This is a genomic window from Streptomyces umbrinus (genome assembly GCF_030817415.1).
Classification (GTDB): Bacteria; Actinomycetota; Actinomycetes; order Streptomycetales; family Streptomycetaceae; genus Streptomyces; species Streptomyces umbrinus_A.
In genome coordinates, this window is record NZ_JAUSZI010000002.1 from 1,795,167 (window position 1) to 1,815,020 (window position 19,854).

The following is a 19,854-nucleotide window of genomic DNA, read 5'->3' on the forward strand; positions in this document are numbered from 1 at the left end:
TTTCGGCCCGGTCCCGCACGTTCGACGGCGTCGCAACCGCCGGCTACTCGTCCCCCTGCCCCTGAAGGGCTTTGGTCAGGTGCTGTGCGATGACCTCGACATGAGGCGGGTCGATGAGCGACAAGTGGTCGCCTTGGACGGGTACGACCTCGAGCGACGGGCACAACGATGCCCACCCGAGGTCTGGCTCGCTGCGCAGGTAACGAGGGTCGAGCGACGTGGTCAGCCGCTGTGCCTCCTGGGCCCGGTAGAGCACGACGGGGTCCGGACAGGGCTGAGGCCGGTACCGCTCTCCGACGCGCGCGTCGATGTAGGACGTCCGCTGGTGCTCCATGATGCCGGGGCTCATGTCGAGGCCGGCTTCGGCGACGAGTCGCATGACCACGTCGATCTGCTGCTCGTCAGGCGTGGCAGCCAGTTCCTCGTAGGGCAGGTCAAGACGGCGGCCGTATGTTTTCTCGATGTATTCGGCGAACCGGCCGAACCGTTCGAGGAGCAGTTCCTTGGAGTCCAGCCCGGGGAGTGCTGCCGGCAGGATGGTGTCGAGGAGTCCGAGGAAGCCCACGGCCTGGTCCGTCTCGCGGAGCTGGCGGGCGACCTCGTAGGCGAGACAGCCGCCGAAGGACCAGCCCAGCAGGTGGTACGGCCCCTGTGGCTGGAGCTCCCGGATGAGACCCAGGTAGTGGGCGGCCTTCTCCTCCATCGTGTGGAGGCGGTCCACGCGCTCGAATCCGTACACGGGCTGTTCCGCCGGAAGTAGCTGGGCGAGGGGTCGGTAGACCGATGTCGGGCCGCCGGCGGGGTGAAAGGTGAACAGGGCGGGGCGGTGGGTCCCGGGCCGGATGACGCGTAGGACGGACCCGCCCGTTTCGTTCACCGCGGGCCGGATCAGCTCGGCGAGGGTGGCGACGGTGGAGTGGTCGAGCACCTGCTCCTCGGTAAGGGCCGGGGCGGTGTCGCCCAGGCGCCGGCGGATGCCCTCCACCAGGTCATGAGCGGTGTGCTGGTCACCACCTGCGGCAAGGAGGTCCTGGTTGACGCCTTTTGGCCGCCGTCCGAGGACCTCGTGCCAGACGCCGGCCACCAGGCGTTCGGCGGCGTCTCGAGGATCCAGCGTGGTCGGCAGCGCCGGGATCGCCTCGCTGCCGACGCGCTCCTGCTCGACGCCCCTCGGCTGAGCGGCTGCTGCCGTGTCACGGGTGTCAGCCCCTGCCAGACCCAGCTCTCGCAGTACCGCGTCACCGACGGCACGAAGACTGGCACCCCGCAGAAGGAGAGGCCCGGGCAATGCCACGGCGAAGTCCTGTTTGACGGCGTTCTGGATCCGCACGGCCATGAGGGAGTCGAGGCCGAGGTCGGTCAGCGGAACGTTCTCGTCCAGGTCCTGGCTGGCACGTCCCATGACAGCGGCCGTACGCCTGCCGAGACGTTCGTAAATTCTGGCGGGGGCCGCTCCGCCGAGCGTCGAGATGCTTCCCGGGCCGTCCCAGTCGTCGTCGGGGAGACCACTGCCGCGCAGAACCCCCGCGAAGAACGCGACCGCGTCCAGTCCCGGGAAGGCTTCCAAAGCCCGACGGGCGTCCAGATGTACCACGCCGGTGTACGTCCTGCCCCGGGTGACAAGCGCCTGGAGGGCGTCCAACCCTTCGGCCGAGGTGATGGGCTCAAGAGCCACGGCGGGGTTCTGGGGTGCCGCACCCACGTCGGCCCAGGGGCCCCATGCGATGGCGGTTGCCGGCAGGCCGCCGACCCGGCGGCGGTGGGCGTGCGCGTCCAGCCAGGCGTTGGCAGCGGCATAGGCCGCCTGCCCGGGAGAGCCGAAGAGGGCGGCGGCGGAGCTGTACGCCAGCCACCAGTCGAGATCGTGCCCCGCGGTGGCCGCCTCCAACTGGAGGGCGCCAGTGACCTTCGGCCGGAAGACAGCCTCGATGTCGGACGATTGCAGGTCGGTGATGACGCGGTCGTGGAGCACAGCCGCGGCGTGTGCGACTCCGCACAGGGAATGGCCTTTGGACAGGGCCGCCTCGACCAGACGCGTAGCCACACCTGGATGAGCCACGTCCCCCTGCACCACGACGAGGGAGGTGCCGAGCTCGCCGAGTTCGGTCAGGACGGCCTGCGTCGCGCGGCCCGGGGCGCTGCGGCCGTTCAGGACGATGCGGCCGGCGCCCTGCTGGGCCAGCCGTCGCGCCGTCGCCAGGCCGAGGCCGGTCAGTCCGCCCGTCACGATGTAGGCGCCGTCGGAACGCGCGAAGGGCACCCTGGCGCATGCGTCGTCAGGGTCCACGGCAGCCAGCCGGGCAATGAAGCGGGTACCTCCGCGCCAGGCGACCTCGTCGGCCTCGCCGTCGGCGAGCAGTTCCTGGGCCAGGTCGTCGACGAGACCGGGCTGCGGGTCGATGTCCACGAGGGTCGTACGCAGAGTGGGACGCTCCAGGGCCAGTACGCGTACGAGACCGCGAAGAGCGGCCAAATCGGGGTTCCCTGTTTCCCCCGGCACCACCGTCTGGGCCCGTTCGGTCACCAGCCACAGCCGGGGAAGCGACAGTTGCCGCTCGTCCGAGGCCAGACGGCGGGCGACGTCCGCGGCGGCGTGAAGTCCTCGGCACGCTCCGGTCGGCTCGGGACCGGCCGCCAGGAGCATGACCACGGCAGCCCGCCCGTCGCGGGTCTCCTCCCGCCAGGTGTCCAACAGGCTGCCGAGGGAATCGGCCTGGTGATCCGCGAGCGCTACCTCGAAGCCTTGTTCCCGCAGTGCCGACGCGAGGGAAGCGGCCCAGGGGTGGACGCCGCCGCCGGACTGATCCGTCAGCAGCAGGACGTGGGCCGGTGGGGAGGGGAGGGAGACAGGTGCTTTCTCCCACGTGATCTCATACGTGGTTTCGTCGAGCGGCCGCGGAATCTCCCCCGGTTCGACGGTCCGGAGCCGCGTGTCATTAGCGACGACCAGCTCCCGTCCCCCGGGGCCCTCCGCGTGGATGTCCCACCTGCCGCGGTGGGGTGATCGCCCCCGGGCGTCGCCGGTAGTCGATTCATCGATACACGGCAGGCACCGGACCCGGCACTCGTTCCGGGCAGGAGCCTGCAGCCGTACCTGCAGAGACCGTACGAAGACCGGAACGTCTTCCGTTGCGGACGGTGCCTGATCTGCCCCGGGCACCTCCCCGTCCGGGCGGTCGCGACCGGCAGGTGCGTGCAGGACGGCATGGAGGAGCTCTCCGTGTGGCCGTTGGTTCGGTGCGTGCTCCTCAGTGCCGGGCACGGGGAAGCCGGCCTCGAAGGGCGCGGCCCCTCCTGGTTCACGGCGGGCCAGCGGTTCGGGTCTGGTGAGAACACGGGCAGAGGCATGGCACAGCCAGGCGCCGGAGGACGACCGTGAGTGGATGCCGACGGTTGCCTGATCGCGCCCCTCCGGCTCCCAGACGGTGGTGACAGGCGTCCTCGCGGAGACCGGCAGCCAATGGTGCACTGCCAGGTTCTCGATGCGTACCGTCTCGATGGCCCTGGCGCTCGCGGCAGTCGCGGCGGTGATCATGAGTTCCGCGCAGACGGGCAGCGAAAGAACGGCCCTGCCGTGCAGCTTGGCCGGCTGCTGGTTCCAGCCGTCGGTGCCGATGTCCCCGTGCCACAGGACACGGTCCGTGCCAGGATCCTCCACGCGCGTACCCAGCAGCCCGTGGCCGCCTGCGGGGACCGGCCGACTCGACAGGCTGCCCCTGCGGAACCAGTGGGGGACATGACGCCAGGGAGGGCTCGGCAAGGCCACCCGCTTGCCGTCCGGCCACAGTTGTCCGGCCAGACCTCGCACTCCGGCCAGGTGGAGTTCCGCAAGCGCGGTGCGCAGGCGCACGCACTCATCGCTGTCCCGGTGAATCGTCGACAGCACGCGGCCGCGCCCCGGGGCCACCGCGTCAAGCGTCTCGGTGACGGGAACGACGGCAATCGGGTGGGGTGAGACCTCCAGGAAGATGTCGTGGCCGTCGGCCGCCGCGGCGGCCACCGCCTGCTGGAAGCGAACGGGGCGGCGGGCGTTGGCGCACCAGTACTGCGCGTCCGCATGGATGTCGGCGCGCGCGTCGTCGAGGACCGTTCCGTACCAGGGGATGGTCGCGGTACGTGGGCTGACGCTGTCGAGGGCGTCGCGCAGTGCCGGAAGGACGGGATCGACTGCCGGTGAATGTCCGGCGGCGCCGACAGCGAGGAGCCGGGCGAGTCGCCCCTGCGCCTCGACTTCCTCGACCATGCGCGCGATCGGTTCGCTGGGGCCCGTGACGGTACAACGCCGCGGCGAGGCGTACACCGCGATGCCGACATCCGGATAGCGGTCGAGGACGTCCGCGCGGGTTTCCTCCGGCAGTTCCACGGCCGCCATCGCGCCGGCCTGCTCCTGGTCGATGGCCGCGAGCCGGGTGGACCGGTTGAGGATCACTCGTAGGCCGTCACGGGTGTCAAGGGCGCCGGCGACCACGGCCGCACTCACTTCTCCCATCGAGTGTCCGATGACAGCGCCGGGTTCGACGCCGTAGGCACGCAACGTGCCCGCCAGGGCGAGCTGGAGACCGAAGAGCAGAGGCTGCGTGCGGTCGACGCCCGTGCCCTGGTCCGCGCGGGAGATGAGATCCGTCAGGGAACTGCCCGTCTCCGCCTCGAAGACCGGGTCCTGTTCGCGTACGGCAGCGGCGAAGACGGGATCGTCGCGCAGCAGCCCGCGGCCCATTCCGTTCCACTGGGAGCCGTAACCGGAGAAGACGAGGACCGGTCTTCTCGGCGTCTTCCGGTCCGCTTCCGAGTCCTGTGCTGTCCGTGGTGGTACGACGCACGTCGGAGTCTCGCCCTTGGCGAGCGCTGCGAGTGCTGCGGTGAGGTCTTGCCGCCCCCGGCCGACGACGGCGGCGCCTGCCGGTCCCCGGCGTTGGTGTGCCAGCGTGTGGCCGACATCAACGAGCGGCAGAGTACGGCCCCGCGCGTTCAGCCAATGGGCGAGACCGGTGGCAACGTCGCCGAGCCGGTCCTGCGAGCGTGCGGTGACCACGAGGATGTGCGGGACACCCTCGGCGGTTTCCTCGGCGCGCGGAGAAGCCGGTCGGGGCGCCTGCTCGAGGACGGCATGAGCGTTGGTGCCCCCGAAGCCGAAGGCCGATACGCCCGCCAGGGCGGGGCGCCCGCGTTCGGCCGGCCAGCGAGTCGGCTCAGTGACGACGCGCAGGCCCAGCTCCGCGAAGTCGATGTGCGGGTTGGGGCTTTGGAAGTGGAGGTTGGCAGGCAGCTTTCCGTGGTGAAGCGAGAGCACCGTCTTGATCAGGCCGACGATCCCCGCTGCGCCCTCCAGATGCCCCAGGTTGCTTTTGACCGAGCCGATCAGCAGCGGTTGGTCGGCCGGGCGGCCACGGCCCAGGACGGCGCCCAGGGCTCCCGCCTCGATGGGGTCGCCCAACAGCGTTCCGGTGCCGTGGGCCTCGACATAGCCGATGTCGGCTGCTTCGGTGCCGGCGTCGCCCAGTGCGCTGCGCAGCAGTGCTTCCTGGGCGACCGGGTTGGGTGCCATGAGCCCGGCTGAGCGGCCGTCCGAGTTGACTGCTGTTCCGCGGATGACGGCCAGCACCCTGTCGCCGTCGCGCTGGGCGTCGGTCAGCCGTTTCAGGACGACGACGCCGCATCCCTCCCCGCGCACGATGCCGTCGGCCCTCGCGTCGAACGGCTTGCATCTGCCGTCCGGTGCCAACGCGCCGACCTGGTCGAAGTTGGCGGTGATGGCCGGCGACAGGAGCACGTTGACCCCAGCGGCGAGAGCGGTCTCGCATTCGCCGTCGCGGAGACTGCGGCTCGCCTGGTGCACGGCGACCAGGGACGAGGAACAGGCGGTGTCGATCGTCATGCTGGGGCCGCGGAGGTCGAGCAGGTACGACATACGGTTTGCGGCGATGCTGCCTGCCGCCCCGGTGCTCGTCCACGGCGTAACTCCTGACAGGTCGGCCGTGGTGAGATGCCCGTATTCGAGCGCGCTGAGACCGACGAATACGCCGGTGGCGCTGCCTTGGAGGGCCGAGAGCGGGATTCCGGCGTGATCGAGGGCCTCGCATCCCACTTCGAGCAGCATTCTTTGCTGAGGGTCCATGACTTCGGCTTCGTCGGGCGTGATCCCGAAGAAGTCCGCGTCGAAGCCCTTGATGTCGGCCAGGAAAGCGCCCCAGCGAGTGGTACGAGCCAGCGCTGCCGCGGTCTCGGCCGCCCCGTCGTCGAAGAACTGCCAGCGTTCGTCCGGGACCTGGCCCACACCGTCCGTGCCTGCGAGCAGTCCCTCCCAGAAGGCGTCAGGCCCGTTGATGCCACCGGGGAGACGGCAGCCGATACCGACCACCGCGACCGCGTCGGCGCCGGTGCGGTCGGTGCCCTTGGCCGCCGTCTGGGGGCGGGTGCTCTGTTCGCGCGGTTCTCCTGATGCCAGGCTGCGGACCAGTTGCTCGATGCTCGGGTTCTCCCACACCAAGGTGGCGGGGAGTGTCCGGTCGAGCAGCTCTTCCAGCCGTCCACTGAGACCGACCGCGTCGCGCGAGGTCAGTCCGTACTCGGTCAGGGGACGCTCGGCGTCGAGTTCGTCACCGGGTACGCCGCACAGGTCCGCGACCAGATGACGCACCATGGAGCGGATCTCGGCGGCGGTCGGTGCCTCGATACCCGCGGTCCCCGGCGCAGGCGCGTGCTCAGCGCTCGGCGGCTGCGATTCCGCCTCCCCTCCTTGTGCGGTGGTCATGCGCTACCAGATCCCTTCAGTGCCGCGTTCTTCGTAGCCGTCCAGGTGTCGGCGAGGTAGCGCGCTCGGCAGGCGCTGCGGGCCACTTTGCCGCTGGTCGTGCGGGGCACGGCGCCGGGTGGGACGTAGACGAAGTCATGAACGGCGATGCCGTGGGTGACTGAGACAGCCCCGCGTACGGCCCGCGTCACCTCGTCGAGATGCGTGTGCGGGTCCGTGACGGCAGGGGAGTGCTCGGCGACGACGACCAGCCTTTCGCCCTCGTCGGTGGACACGGCGAACGCGGCCGTGTGGTGGCGTCGGACAGCAGAGTGTGCGTTTTCTACGGTGAGTTCGACGTCGTGTGGATAGTGGTTCGTACCGTCGACGATCACCAGGTCCTTCATTCGACCCGTGACATAGAGCTGCTTGTCGTGCCACATGCCCAGATCGCCCGTGCGCAGCCAACGCTGTGCCGGATCAGCCGGGTCTCCGCCCTCCATAACGGCGCCGAAGGACTCCCCGTTCAGCAAGCGACCCCAGTAGCCGCGTCCGATGTTCGGGCCGCGTAGCCAGATCTCCCCGATTGTCCCGTCCTCCTGTCGGCGGCCGGTGGCAGGGTCGACGATGGCCACTTCCTGATCGGTCGGTCGGCCGCAGGCGACCAGTTCAATGTTGGGTCCGCCTTCGGTCGGTTCAGCGACACGCGCGGTGCCTTGCGCCAGCAGGTTCCGGTCGAAGGAGGTGACGGTCGGTTCCTCACCGGCAGGCGACGCCGCGACGAACACGGTGGCTTCCGCGAGGCCGTAGGAGGGGCGCATGGTCGTCCTGTGGATGCCGGACGGCGCGAAGGCTTCATGGAAGCGCTCGAGAGTCCGCGGGCTGACGGGCTCGCTGCCGTTGATCATGCCGGCGACCGATCCCAGGGACAGGCCGGTCCGTTCCTCGGGTGGCACCCGATGAACGCAGTAGTCGTAGGCGAAGTTCGGTGCGGCTGTGAGGGCTCCGTCATGGCGCGTGAGCAAGCGGAGCCAGCGGGCCGGCTGCTGGACGAAATCCAGCGGATCCATGATGACGGACCGCATGCGGCCCACGACCGGCATGGCGATCCCCAGCATCAGACCCATGTCGTGATACAGCGGAAGCCAGCTCACGGCGCAGTTGCGCCCTCTGCGGACGCCATACGCTTCCATAGCCTGCCGCGCGTTGACGCAGACGTTGGCATGGGTGATCTCCACCCCGGACGGCATCCTCGTCGATCCGGATGTGTACTGCAGGTAGGCGCAGTCCTCGGGCTGCGGCTCCCGGGCTGTCCGAGCTTCCGTACCCTCTGTTCCAGCACTCTGCGTCAGGTCCTCGACGCTCACGACGCGCAAACGGGGAGCAATACCGTGGCCGGCGCAGAAGTCCGCCACCGATTCCCGTTGCTCGGGGGCGGAGATGGCAACGGAGGGTGCCGCGTCGGCCAGCACAGCCGCCAGTTTCTCGCCGTGGCCGGGCAGGTCGGGGGGGAAGAGCGGCACGGCAATCGCGCCCGCGCATACGGACCCCAGGAATCCGACCACGTAGTCGAGGCCCTGCGGTGCGACGATGGCTACTCGCTCGCCTACCGCACCCGCCCGGCGCAGCCCTGCTGCCACCGTCCGCACCCGCGTGTCCAGCTCGTTCCACGTCAGCTCGACCGAGTCCCCGCCCCTGTTGGCGCCGAAGTGCACGAAGGTGAAGGCCGCTTCATCGGGTGTCTGCTGGGCGGAGAGGGCCAAATGGCGGCTGAGTGTATCGCCCGTGGCTGACGACATCTGATCACCATGCCTTGATAGGGGTCGGACAGCATGACAGGGCTTTCCGCGGCCCGGCCGATTCACCATCCGAGGCGCGCCCCGTGCAGCACAGGGAAGGATGGATACGGGCGTGCTTCCGTTCGTTCCGGCAATGCCTGAGAGGCCCCTTATTCAGCGTCAGCGAAACATGAAGCTATGATATTGACAGGACGACACGCGGGGTCCGCTGTACGGATGTCCTCATTCTCATCCATGCTACGCACAGGACGGAACGGAGGAGCACACGGGAAGGGCAGCAGGCGGAATGAGCAAGCGTGGCGTGTCCACTTGCGTCCGCTGGTCCACTCTGTACGATAAATTCCTGCTCCACCTGTTCGAGCCCGCTCGGGCTGCTCCCGCCCCCGTCGATCGGGGTCGACTTCCGAGGCATGGTTGATGAGCCGACTGCGCGGACTCAGCGTTCTGGCGGCAATCATCCTGCCGTCCTTCATGACGGCTCTCGACAACACCATTGTCAACGTCGCTTTTCCGCAAATCCAAGAGGAGTTGGTCCTCGGCGAGTCCGGCCTGAAGTGGGTCGCGACGGTGTACCCGCTCACCTTTTCCAGCTTCCTGCTGCTGGGGGGCCGCTGTGTGGACTCCAGAGGGCGGCGTCCCACGCAGGTCTCGGGGATCGCCCTCTTCACGGCTTCGTCACTGCTGTGCAGCGTGGCCACGAACGGTCCGGACTTGATCGTCTGGCGGGGGGTGCAGGGGGTGGGAGCGGCTCTCATCATGCCGGCTTCGCTCGCGTTGCTGTCCCACGACCTGCCCTCCGGCGCACGTAACGCCGGTATCAGCGCGCTGACTGGGGCACTGGCCACCGCACTCGCCTGCGGTCCCGTGATCTCCGGAATTATCACAGAACACCTGGGATGGAAATGGCTGTTCGCGATCAACGCGCCGCTCGGCGTTCTTTCCCTGCTCGTGACGGTCGCGGCGATTCCTCGCGCCGCCAAACCCGACGGCGCTGTCCTGCGGCAGCCCCCGAACTCCGCCCTTCCACTCCGCACAGTGATGCTGGCCTGTCTCTTCTTCGGCGGACTCGCCTATTGCCTGATTGAGGGGCCTCGCTACGGTTTCACGGCCGCCAGAATCGTTGTTCCTGGAATCATGTCCCTCATCTGCTTGATTACCGTCGTGATAACGGAATCATCGAGCAGGAGAACGCCGCTTGCCGATCTACTTCTTCGGCGGGCGTTCGCGGGAGGAATCGTTACCCAGCTGTTGTGGGGCCTGGGAGTCACTGGCGTATTCTTCTTCACTTCGCAATTCCTGCAGAATGTGCTGGATTTCAGCCCGACGTCCGCCGGCCTGACGTTCACGCCAGTGGCGTCAGCCCTGCTCGTGACCGCTGTGCTGGTCCCGAAGATGGTCCGGCGGTGGGGCGAGGGGCGGGTATCGGCAGTGGGATTGCTACTTGTGGCCCTGGGGCTGTTGCTCGTCGCCCGCGGCAGCGCCGCGGGCGGCTTCACCGACCTGTTGCCCGGGCTGACCTGTATCGGCATCGGCTCCGCCATGGCGGTTCCCTTGACGACGCGGGCTCTGGAAGCCGCCCCTGGCCATGCATCAGGTATCGCCGCGGGCTTGTTCAGCGCCACCCGCGAAGCCTCGGGTGTCCTCGGCGTCGCCGTGGTCGGTGTGATCGTCACGTACCGGCAACACTCAGCGGCTTCCGCGGGAGCCCATGCCGGTGAGGCATTTCTGGCGGGATACCAAGCGGGGCTCTACACCGCTGCCGCGCTGGTTGCGATCGGCGCGCCGGTGGCCTTGTGGACGTTGCACAGCCAGCGACCCCCGACTGCGAAGTCGATGACCGAACGCTTCGCTGCTGCTGAAAGCCGGGTACACAGGCGCTGGGCCCCGGCTTTGATGACACGCGTGTACGGATACACGAGGAGCGGCTGGGAAGCGCCGTCACCGTCCGGAGTCCGGGGCTTCGATGTGGTGCGAGAGGGCTACGCCCGCGATCAGGTGGACCGCTATCTCGAAGCGCTGTCCGAAACCGACTCGGCAGCGAGCCCGCCTCTGTTCCAGGTCGTGGGGCGAGGATACGACTGCAAGCAGGTCGACGAGCGCATCAGGGAACTCCTGGCGGACAGAGACATCAGCGGCTATCCGCCTGGGTAGTGCCGGCTGTTCTCGCTCTTGACGAACACGGCCCTTGAACCGGCCAAGCACCCCTACGACTTGCGCCATGCCGGCATCTCGTTCAGGTCGGCTTCGGCGTCGCCCCTGCAGAGTGCGCAAACTCGGCTACGAGCACCTGCGCCGCCACGACCTCCGGCACACCGGACTGACCTGGTTCGCCGACGCCGGAGTCCACGTGCACGTCCTCCGCAGGATCGCCGGCCACGGATCGCTGACCACCACCCAGCGCTACCTCCACCCGGACGTACACAAGATCACAGCCGCCGGCGCAGCGCGCTCCGCGCTCCCTGCCGAGCCCGATCGTCATGACCCGCTGACCCCGGTCAAGGACGCCAGTCCCCAACTGGTCCCCAAGAATGACCAAGGGCCGGTTTCGGATGCCTCCGAAACCGGCCCTGACCTGCGACTGTCTCCAGTCGGGACGACAGGATTTGAACCTGCGACCCCTTGACCCCCAGTCAAGTGCGCTACCAAGCTGCGCCACGTCCCGATGCGCTTCGTCGCGGAGTTCCGCGTGAACACGCAGGTGAACCTTATCGTACGCGCCCGGTGACCGAGGCCCGCTCAGCACTCGTGACCGGTGTCGGGGCGGCACCCGTCGCGCGGCGCTCGCCCGCGGCGGTCAGTCGACGAACAGGCCCCGTGCCGCCGCCCTCGTGTCGAACTCCTCCAGGCGGGCCTGGGCGTCGGGCAGGGCGTCGCACATCGCTTCCAGGAGGACCTGGCCGAGGAGCATGGGGGCGCTCACCGTGTCGAAGACCAGGTCGGTGCCGACGGCGGCCGGCAGGAGCAGGTCGCTGTGGGCGGCGACCGGGGCGAAGGTGCCGTCGGCGATCGTCACCACGGTCAGTCCCGTCGCGCGGGCGTGGTCGAGTGCGTCCAGGAGCTCGGCCGGGTGGCGCGGAAGGGCGAAGCACATGAGGGCGCTCGCACCGGCGTTCTTGGCCATGTCGATGCGGTCGGCGAGCCGTGAGCCTCCCTCGTCGAGGAGACGCACGTCCGGGTGGACCTTGGCCGCGAAGTACGCGAAGCCGCGGGCCTGGGCCGCGGAGGCACGCAGCCCGAGCACCGGCAGAGGCCGCGAGGCGGCCAGCAGCCGTCCCGCGCGTTCCACGGGCCCGGCATCGGCGAGCAGGGAGGCGAGTTGGAGCAGGTGGTGGATCTCGGCCCGTACCGCCTGCTGGTACGGGTTGGCCGGCCGCGCGTCCACGGACGGCCCGGCCGGTGCCACGTCCCGCAGGTGCCTGCGCAGGGCCGGGTATCCGTCGAAGCCGAGGGCGACCGCGAAGCGGGTCACCGACGGCTGGCTCACGCCTGCCAGTTGGGCCAGTTCCACGCTCGACAGGAAGGGTGCGGCCGCGGTCTGCCGGACCAGACAGTGGGCGATCCGGCGCTGCGTGGGCGTCAGCCGGCGCCCCTCGAACAACTGGTGCAGCCGCGCGGGCTCGACAGCCCCCTGAGGTGCGTCGACACCGACGCCGGCCCCTTCCGTGTCGGTCACCCTGGTCCCCCTCCCTGCCGCGCGCGTACCGGACTCGTTGCCGGTCCTGTCTGACTCCCCACCGGGGGTTACCGGACCGTCCACACACATTGCGGACGGTCCGGGCGACCGTCGGCGTCAGCCGGCGAGACCGGCGTTCGTCAGCCACTCCTTGGCGACGTCGGAGGCGTCCTCCTTGTCGTTGACGAGCTTCTTCATCATCTCCAGCAGGTCCTCGGTGGTGAGCTTGGCCGAGAGGGCGTTGAGGGCCGCCTTGGCCTTGTCGTCGACCGCGGCCTTGTAGACGAGGGGGGTGACGTTCTGCGAGGAGAAGAGGTTCTTCGGGTCCTCCAGGACGACCAGCTTGTCCTCGACGATGGCGGGGTCGGTCGTGTACAGGTTGGCGGCCTGCACCTTGTTGTCCTTCAGCAGCTTCAGCAAGGTGCTCTGGGCGCCCGCGTCCAGCGGCTGGAACTTCCCGAACTCGACGCCGTAGACCGTCTTCAGACCGACACCGCCCTGCGTGCGGGTCTTGAACTCCGAGCCGGCACCTATGGTCATGTCCTTGGCGACCGGCTTCAGGTCGGCCAGGGTCTTGAGGTTGTGCTTGGCGGCGGTCTCGGAGGTGACCGTGACCGAGTCCTTGTCCTCGGCCGCGGCGGAGTCGAGTATCTCCACGGACTTCGGGAGCTTCGCCTTCAGCTCGGCGTTGATCTCCTCCGTGCTGGTGGCGGTGCTCTTCTTGTCGACCGCGACGGACAGCAGCGCGCCGTTGTACTCGGGGAAGACACCTATGCCGCCCTTGACCACCTGGTCGTAGTACACCTCGCGGGCACCGATGTCGAACTTGCGGGTCACTTTCAGGCCCTTGTCCTCCAGGGCCTGGGCGTAGATCTCGGCGAGGAGCTGGTTCTCGGGGAAGTTGGCCGAGCCGACGACGATGGATTTGCCGCCTCCGCTGTCCCCGCTGCTGCCCGTCAGCGGGTTGTCGTCGCTGTCGTCGCCTCCTCCGCAGGCGGTCAGGGCGAACGCGGTGACGAGGCCGAACGCGGTGGCGCGAACGATGGCTTTGGCTTTCATGGGTGTTTCCTTTCTTGGGAGCCCTCAGGAGCTCTCGGGGCCTTCAGGAGCGTGGGAGCTCGGAAAATCAGGAACTCGGGACATCAGGACTTGGTCGCCGAAGGCTGCAGCCCCGGCGAGACGACGAGGCGCCGCAGCGCGGTGAAGACGGCCTGGACGACGAGCGCCAGCATGACGACGACGGCGGAGCCGCCGATGACCAGTTCGTAGTTGTTGCGGGCGAGTCCGTCGACGATGAAGCGCCCCAGACCGCCGAGACCGGGGTACGCGGCGACGGTCGCCGTGGCCACGACCTGGATCGCGGCGACCCGCAGCCCGAGCAGGATCAGCGGCAGCGCCATCGGCACCTCGACCTTCAGCAGGACCTCCCAGCCGGTCATGCCCATCCCGCGCGCCGCGTCCCTGGTGTCGGGGTCGACTCCGCGTACGCCCTCGAAGGTGTTGATGAGGATCGGCGGGACCGCCAGCGCGACCAGGGCGACCAGCACCGGCGTGGTGCTCAGCCCGGCGACCGTGACGACGAGGACGACCAGGCCGAAGGTGGGGATCGCGCGCGCGAGGTTCGCCACGCTCGCGACGGCGAACGCGCCCCGGCCGGTGTGCCCGACCAGCAGTCCGAACGTCAGCCCGATCAGGGTGGCGAACACCAGCGATATGCCGCTGTAGGTCAGATGCTCCGCGAGCCGGTGGGGGATGCCGTCGTCACCGCTCCACTGCTGGGACGACGTCAGCCAGTCGCCCACGAGCTCGACCTGGTTCAGGAAGTCGTTCACGCCGTCGCCCCCTTGCCGCGCGCCCATGGTGTGAGCAGCCGCTGTGCCAGCACGAGCAGTGCGTCGGTGACGAGGGCCAGCAGCATGATCAGTACGGTCGCGGTGATGATCGGGGTCGGGAAGTCGAGCTGGAGTCCGCGGGTGATGTAGTAGCCGAGGCCGCCCTGTCCGATCAGCTGCCCCACGGCGACGAGGCTGATGGACGAGACGGCGGCGACCCGGACGCCGGCCACGACGACGGGCACGGCGATCGGCAGCTCCACCTGGACGACACGGCGTACCGTGCTGAATCCCATGGCGGTGGCCGCCTGCCGTACCGGTTCGGGGACCGAGGCCAGTCCGTCCACGACGTTGGGAATGAGCACCGACAGCGTGTAGAGCGTCAGCGGAATCATCACCGTGCGTTCGGTCAGACCCGTGTAGCGCACGAAGATCATGAACAGGGCCAGCGACGGGATCGAGTACAGCACGTTGGCCGCGGTGAGGGTCGGCGGGTAGATCCACCGCCACCGGTGGCAGAGGATGCCGAGCGGCACGGAGATGATCAGCCCGAACAGCACCGGCAGGAGTCCGAGCCGCAGATGGACGCCGGTGTAGTCGGCCAGCTCGCCGATGTGATCGCCGATCCAGTCCCAGCGTATGAGGGGTTCGCCGTCTCTCATCGCCCGTCACCGCCCGAACCCGAGCCCGCTCCGTCGGCATCGCCGCCGCTGCCGCCGACCGTTTCGTCCTTGGCGACCGGCACCTTGGACACCGAGTCCTCGGCGGTCGCCGCGTCGGCCGACTCGGCGCCGGAGGTCTCCGCGCCAGCCGTCTCCGTGCCGACCGTCCCCGCGCCGGTCGCCGCCGCCTCGGCAGTCTCCGCTTCAGTCGTCTCCACTTGGGCCGTCCCGGGTGCGGCCGTCGCCTCCTCGGCCGCCGCGTCACCGACAGCGCCGTCCCCGGTCATCGCCGCGGACAGTTCGTACGCGTCCGCGACCCCGACGACCGCGCCCTGGGGGTCCACACCCACCGCGAGCCGCGACGGCGACAGCAGGGCCGCGTCGAGGGCGGCCCGTGCCGAGTCGCCGGCCAGGCTGAACGTGTGGCCGAGGGGGGTCAGCGCGGCGTCCGCGAGCGTGCCGCCGGCCGGCAGGTCGGCGACCGCGGCCCAGCCGAGCGGACGCCGGTCCCCGTCGACGACGAGCACCCAGGGTTCGCCCGCCGCTCGGGCCCGGGCCACCGGGGAGTCGGCCGGCAGGACCAGCCCCTCCCGCAGCGGCAGATCGGCCGCCTTGACGAAGGACAGACGGCGGATGCCACGGTCCTGGCCGACGAAATCGGCCACGAAGTCGTCGGCGGGATGCGCGAGCAGCCGCTCCGGGGTGTCGAACTGCGCCAGCTTGCCCCCGGTGCGGAACACGGCGATGTTGTCGCCGAGCTTGATCGCCTCGTCGATGTCATGGGTGACGAACACGATCGTCTTGTGCAGCTCCTTCTGCAGCCGGATGAACTCCGCCTGCAGTTCCCCCCGGACGATGGGGTCGACCGCGCTGAACGGCTCGTCCATCAGCAGCACCGGCGGGTCCGCGCCCAGCGCTCTGGCCACTCCGACGCGCTGCTGCTGCCCGCCGGAGAGCTGGTACGGATAGCGCTTGGCCATGGAGGCCGGCAGCCCCACGAGCTCCAGCAGCTCCGCCGCCCGCGAGCGCGCCTTCTTCTTGCCCCAGCCGAGCAGCAGCGGCACGGTGGCTATGTTGTCCAGCACCGTGCGGTGCGGGAACAGCCCCGCGTGCTGGATCACATAGCCGATGCCCCGGCGCAGCTCCGGGGCGGCGATCTCCCGGATGTCCTGGCCGCGCAGGCTCACCGTGCCGGCCGTCGGCTCGACCATGCGGTTGACCATGCGCAACGTCGTGGTCTTGCCGCAGCCGGAAGGGCCGACCAGGACCGTGATGCCGCCCTCCGCCAACTCCAGCGACAGCTCGTCCACGGCTGTCGTGCCGTTGGGATAGTTTTTGCTCACCGCGTCGAATCTGATCAAAGCTGCCCCTTACCCGACTGCATATGGTCATGCAGAGTTGTGTGTGGCTGAATTACAGTCAATCCCCTTTTGTAAACGGCACGTTACGTTCGTCCGAAGAAAGTGAAAGGGCGCCCGAAATGCAGGCGTTTGACCCGGTTTGGTTCACGTTCCTGAACGGCTCGGACATCGAACAGCTCGAACTTGACGACACCGAGGTGCTCGACGCCGTCGAGCAGGGGCTGCATGCTCAGGGCCGCGGGGAAACGGTGATCGAACCACGGGTCCACCTCACGCCCGATCCCTCGTTCAACGGCCACTTCAACGTCCTGCGCGGCTATATCGCGCCACTGGGGCTGGCCGGAGTCAAGATTGTGGGCGACTACGTCGGCAACTACAAGGCCGGACTGCCCTCCGAGATGGCGCTGCTCAACCTCTTCGACCCGCGTACGGGCATGCCGGTGGCCGTGGTCGACGCCACCGCCATCACCGAGATGCGCACCGGCGCGCTCACCGCGCTCGGGGCGCGCCATCTGGCCCGCCCCGGTTCCAAGGTGCTCGGCCACATCGGCGCCCGCGCCACCTCCTACTGGAACGTCCGCCTGCTCGACCGGATCTTCGACTTCGACGAGATACGTGTCCACTCGCGCCGCTCGGAGAGCCGTGAGGCCTTCGCCGAGCGCCTGGAGAACGACCTCGGCAAGCCCGTGACCGTCACCGACGACTGGAAGACCTGTGTCGAGGGCGCGGACATCGTCGTGGAGGCGTCCCGGCTGGAACGGCCCGAGCCCCTGCTGAGGACGGAGTGGATCGCGCCGGGAGCGCTTGTCGTACCGTACGGAACGATGAGCGCGGTCGAACTCTCCCTCACCGACATCATGGACAAGGTCGTCGTCGACGACTGGGGCCAGTGCCGGTCCGGGCCGTTCGGTGCCCTGCGCGCGCATGTCGAGTCGGGGCGGCTCAGCGAGGAGACCCTGCACGGCGAGCTGTGCGAGATCGTCGTCGGCGACAAGCCCGGCCGTGAGCGCGACGACGAGACCATCCTGTTCTGGCATCGCGGCCTCTCGTTGTCCGACATCGCGCTGGGCGCGGCCATGCTCAAGAAGGCCGAAGAACGTGGCCTCGGGCAGAACCTGCGGTTCTCATGAGCGGTACGCCTCCCGCTCCTACCCCACCCGTCGCGGCTGACGCCGTGGTCCTCGACGGGAGCGCCCTCACCTGCGACGACGTCGCCGCCGTCGCACTCCGCGGCGCCCGGGTCGCCCTGGCCGAGGAGGTACTGCCCCGGCTGGAGCGCGACCGCGCGGTCGTCGACGACGTGGTCGACCGTGAGGTGCCGACGTACGGCCTGACGACGGGGCTCGGCAGCCGGTCCTCGTACGCGCTGCCGCGGGCCGAACTCGGCGAGTTCAGCGTGCGCACGGTGCGGGGACGGGCCAACGCGGTGGGCGATCCGCTGCCGGTCCCCGTCGTACGCGCCGCCCTGCTGACCCGGGTGAACGGCATCGCGGGCGGCGGCAGCGGGGTGCGGCCGGAGATCGTGCCGCTGCTGGTCTCCATGCTCAACTCACGGGTGCACCCGGTGATCCCCGAGGTGGGGTCGATCGGCGCCTCCGACCTGTGCCAGATGGCCCATGTCGGCCTGGTCGTCATCGGCGAGGGCCGTGCCGAGGTCTCCGGTGAGGCTCTCGACGGTGCGCAGGCACTGCGGCGGGCCGGGCTGGCCCCCGCCGAACTGGGGCCGAAGGACGGGCATGTGCTGTGCAGCGCGAGCCCGCTGGCCGCCGGTGCCGGCGCCCTCGCCCTCCACGAGGCGGCCGCCGTCCTCACCCTCGCCCAGGCGGTCACGGCGCTCACCTTCGAGGGGTTCCGGGCGAACACGAGCCCGCTCGACAGCCGCGTACTGGGCCTGCGTCCGGCCCCCGGCCAGGCCCGGGCGGCGGCCGAACTGCTCGCCCTGCTGGACGGCGGCGAGCTGGCGGATCCCCGGCACGCGAGGCGCGTCCAGGACCCCGTGAGCCTGCGCTGTGCCGCCCAGGTGCACGGGGCGTTGCACTCCGCCCTGGACTTCGCCCTCGCCGCACTGGAACCCGAACTCAACGGCTGCGGCGACAACCCGGTGGTCCTGGCCGACACCGGGGAGATCCTCTCGTCCGGGAACTTCCACACCCCGGCCCTGGCCCTCGGCTTCGACACCGTCGCGCTGGCCCTGACACAGACCGCGGCGATCTCCGCCGAGCGCATGCGGCGACTGCTGAATCCCGCTGTCAGCGGACTGCCCGCGAACCTCTCGCCGTACGGTCCGGAGCGTTCGGGCTTCGCGCCGCTGGCCAAGACGGCACAGGCACTCGTCGCCGAGATCCGTGCCCTGTCCGCGCCCGTGTGCACCGACCCCCGGCACGGCGCGGACGCGGTCGAGGACGACTCGACCAACGCGGCGCTCGGCGCGCGACGGCTGACGACGATGCTGGTCAGGCTGCGGCAACTGCTCGCCGTGGAGGCCCTGGCCGCGGCACAGGCCGTGGACCTGGCGGCCCCGGCCACCATGGGACGGGGGCCCGGTCTCCTGCACCGCGCGATCCGCGAGCTGGTCCCGCGCCTGGACGACGACCGGCCCTGCGGAGTGGACGTGGACCTGGTGAGCCGGGACGTCCTGGGGTCCGACGAGGTACGAAGCGCTCTGCACGCTTTGGTGGAAGGACCTTCGTGACCAACGTCGACGTACACCAGCATCTGTGGACCGCCTCGTTCCTCGCGGCCCTCCGCGCGCGTGACGAGCCGCCGTTCCTTGACGGCTGGACCCTGCACACGGCCGGTGAGCCGCCCTACGAGGTCCCGGCCGCCCAGCACGATGTGGCCGCGCGTGCCGAACGGGCCGCCGCCGACGGGCTCGGCAGAGCGCTCGTCTCACTGTCCGCCCCGCTCGGCATCGAGTGGCTGCCGTCCGACGAGGCACGCCCCCTGCTCGCCGCCTACCACCAGGACGCGGCAGGCCTGCCCGAGCCGTTCGGGGCCTGGGCCGCCGCCTGCGTCCGGGACATCGACGCCGACGCGACCGCCGCGGACCTCGCCCGCGGGTTCGCCGGGCTCCAGCTCCCGGCGAACGCCCTGACCGACGAGGCGGGGTACGCGCGCTGCGCCCCGCTGCTCGATCTGCTCGAAGCGCGCGGCCTCCCGCTGTTCGTCCACCCCGGCCCGGCGCCCGGTGCGTCGCCAGGGCCCGGCTGGTGGCCCGCGATGGTGCCGTACGTGCAGCAGATGCACTCCGCTTGGTTCGCCTTCCGGGCGTTCGGCCGGCCTCGTCATCCCCGGCTGCGGGTGTGCTTCGCGCTGCTGGCCGGGCTCGCCCCGCTGCACGGGGAGCGCTTCGCCGCACGTGGCGGGGCCGAGGGGCACGCGGGGGTCGACCCCGATGTGTTCGTCGAGACGTCCTCGTACGGTCCGCGTGCCGTCGACTCGGTCGTCCGCGTCCTCGGTACCGACGTCGTCGTGATGGGCTCGGACCGGCCCTACGCGGAACCGCCGCAGCAGCCCGGCTTCGGCCTGGGCGGAGCCACCGCGTACGCCTTCCGCATCACCAATCCACGCCGCCTGCTCACCGGAGAGGACTGACCGCGCCCGACGGCCACCCGTGGCCGTCGTCCAACACGCAACCGGCACCAGGGGGATGACCATGAACCCGACCCCGATCGACACGACCGCGCTCGCCGAACTCGGCGCGTCCGACCGGCCGTTCCGGCCCGAGGAGTGCGCGGACCGGGCCCGCCGGGCCGCGGCGTTCGTCGACACCGCCCGCGCTCGACCGCTCCGGTCCC

12 protein-coding genes and 1 tRNA gene are annotated in these 19,854 nt (G+C 69.8%); 5 read left to right on the forward strand and 8 right to left on the reverse strand.

The annotated features are described in order from the left end of the window. Window positions 1-43: 43 nt before the first annotated feature. Window positions 44-6,751 carry an SDR family NAD(P)-dependent oxidoreductase gene (locus QF035_RS08730; RefSeq protein ID WP_307519409.1) on the reverse strand — a complete coding sequence of 2,236 codons (6,708 nt, stop codon included), beginning with the start codon at window positions 6,749-6,751 and terminating at the stop codon, window positions 44-46. Further along, window positions 6,748-8,529 (reverse strand): fatty acyl-AMP ligase, encoded by a 1,782-nt coding sequence (locus tag QF035_RS08735; RefSeq protein WP_307519410.1) that lies wholly within the window; start codon window positions 8,527-8,529, stop codon window positions 6,748-6,750. Before QF035_RS08735 ends, QF035_RS08730 begins: the two co-directional genes overlap by 4 nt. A gap of 417 nt (window positions 8,530-8,946) precedes the next feature. On the opposite strand from QF035_RS08735, the gene QF035_RS08740 reads away from it, so the two are divergent. Beyond that, on the forward strand, window positions 8,947-10,680 hold the full coding sequence (locus QF035_RS08740; RefSeq protein ID WP_307519412.1) for an MFS transporter: 1,734 nt from the start codon (window positions 8,947-8,949) through the stop codon (window positions 10,678-10,680). 67 nt (window positions 10,681-10,747) lie between these two features. Further along, complete coding sequence (locus tag QF035_RS08745) at window positions 10,748-11,152, forward strand: tyrosine-type recombinase/integrase (protein ID WP_307519413.1); 405 nt, start codon at window positions 10,748-10,750, stop codon at window positions 11,150-11,152. Here the strand turns inward: QF035_RS08745 and QF035_RS08750 are convergent. From QF035_RS08750 to QF035_RS08775, 6 genes are all read right to left on the reverse strand, one after another. Then, window positions 11,118-11,191: transfer RNA gene (locus QF035_RS08750), tRNA-Pro, on the reverse strand. The genes QF035_RS08745 and QF035_RS08750 overlap by 35 nt on opposite strands. Before the next feature lie 132 nt (window positions 11,192-11,323). Next, window positions 11,324-12,292, reverse strand: a complete 969-nt coding sequence (locus QF035_RS08755; protein WP_373466618.1) for a MurR/RpiR family transcriptional regulator — start codon at window positions 12,290-12,292, stop codon at window positions 11,324-11,326. A 27-nt stretch (window positions 12,293-12,319) separates the two neighbouring features. Then, window positions 12,320-13,261, reverse strand: coding sequence for an ABC transporter substrate-binding protein (locus QF035_RS08760; protein WP_307519416.1), 942 nt, complete (start codon window positions 13,259-13,261; stop codon window positions 12,320-12,322). An 83-nt stretch (window positions 13,262-13,344) separates the two neighbouring features. After that, window positions 13,345-14,034 carry an ABC transporter permease gene (locus QF035_RS08765; RefSeq protein ID WP_266752367.1) on the reverse strand — a complete coding sequence of 230 codons (690 nt, stop codon included), beginning with the start codon at window positions 14,032-14,034 and terminating at the stop codon, window positions 13,345-13,347. After that, window positions 14,031-14,696 carry an ABC transporter permease gene (locus QF035_RS08770; RefSeq protein WP_055612587.1) on the reverse strand — a complete coding sequence of 222 codons (666 nt, stop codon included), beginning with the start codon at window positions 14,694-14,696 and terminating at the stop codon, window positions 14,031-14,033. The genes QF035_RS08765 and QF035_RS08770 overlap by 4 nt, the downstream gene beginning before the upstream one ends. After that, on the reverse strand, window positions 14,693-16,057 hold the full coding sequence (locus tag QF035_RS08775; RefSeq protein WP_307519418.1) for an ABC transporter ATP-binding protein: 1,365 nt from the start codon (window positions 16,055-16,057) through the stop codon (window positions 14,693-14,695). Before QF035_RS08775 ends, QF035_RS08770 begins: the two co-directional genes overlap by 4 nt. Window positions 16,058-16,176: 119 nt before the next feature. Here QF035_RS08775 and QF035_RS08780 point away from each other — a divergent pair, with 119 nt between their 5' ends. Genes QF035_RS08780 through QF035_RS08790 form a run of 3 tightly spaced genes read left to right on the forward strand, consistent with a single transcriptional unit; the run spans window position 16,177 to window position 19,651 of the window. Next, window positions 16,177-17,187, forward strand: a complete 1,011-nt coding sequence (locus tag QF035_RS08780; RefSeq protein WP_307519420.1) for an ornithine cyclodeaminase family protein — start codon at window positions 16,177-16,179, stop codon at window positions 17,185-17,187. After that, the gene (locus tag QF035_RS08785; protein WP_307519421.1) at window positions 17,184-18,749 is read left to right on the forward strand and encodes an HAL/PAL/TAL family ammonia-lyase; all 1,566 of its coding nucleotides are present in this window, start codon (window positions 17,184-17,186) and stop codon (window positions 18,747-18,749) included. The genes QF035_RS08780 and QF035_RS08785 overlap by 4 nt, the downstream gene beginning before the upstream one ends. Continuing rightward, complete coding sequence (locus tag QF035_RS08790) at window positions 18,746-19,651, forward strand: amidohydrolase family protein (protein WP_307519422.1); 906 nt, start codon at window positions 18,746-18,748, stop codon at window positions 19,649-19,651. Before QF035_RS08785 ends, QF035_RS08790 begins: the two co-directional genes overlap by 4 nt. Window positions 19,652-19,854: the final 203 nt, after the last annotated feature.

Bases quoted from the DNA above. Each gene is read 5' to 3' on its own strand.
- QF035_RS08730 (WP_307519409.1), bottom strand. From the start codon at position 6,751: ATGACCACCGCACAAGGAGGGGAGGCGGAATCGCAGCCGCCGAGCGCT.
- QF035_RS08735 (WP_307519410.1), bottom strand. From the start codon at position 8,529: ATGTCGTCAGCCACGGGCGATACACTCAGCCGCCATTTGGCCCTCTCC.
- QF035_RS08740 (WP_307519412.1), top strand. From the start codon at position 8,947: ATGAGCCGACTGCGCGGACTCAGCGTTCTGGCGGCAATCATCCTGCCG.
- QF035_RS08745 (WP_307519413.1), top strand. From the start codon at position 10,748: ATGCCGGCATCTCGTTCAGGTCGGCTTCGGCGTCGCCCCTGCAGAGTG.
- QF035_RS08755 (WP_373466618.1), bottom strand. From the start codon at position 12,292: ATGTGTGTGGACGGTCCGGTAACCCCCGGTGGGGAGTCAGACAGGACC.
- QF035_RS08760 (WP_307519416.1), bottom strand. From the start codon at position 13,261: ATGAAAGCCAAAGCCATCGTTCGCGCCACCGCGTTCGGCCTCGTCACC.
- QF035_RS08770 (WP_055612587.1), bottom strand. From the start codon at position 14,696: ATGAGAGACGGCGAACCCCTCATACGCTGGGACTGGATCGGCGATCAC.
- QF035_RS08780 (WP_307519420.1), top strand. From the start codon at position 16,177: ATGCAGGCGTTTGACCCGGTTTGGTTCACGTTCCTGAACGGCTCGGAC.
- QF035_RS08785 (WP_307519421.1), top strand. From the start codon at position 17,184: ATGAGCGGTACGCCTCCCGCTCCTACCCCACCCGTCGCGGCTGACGCC.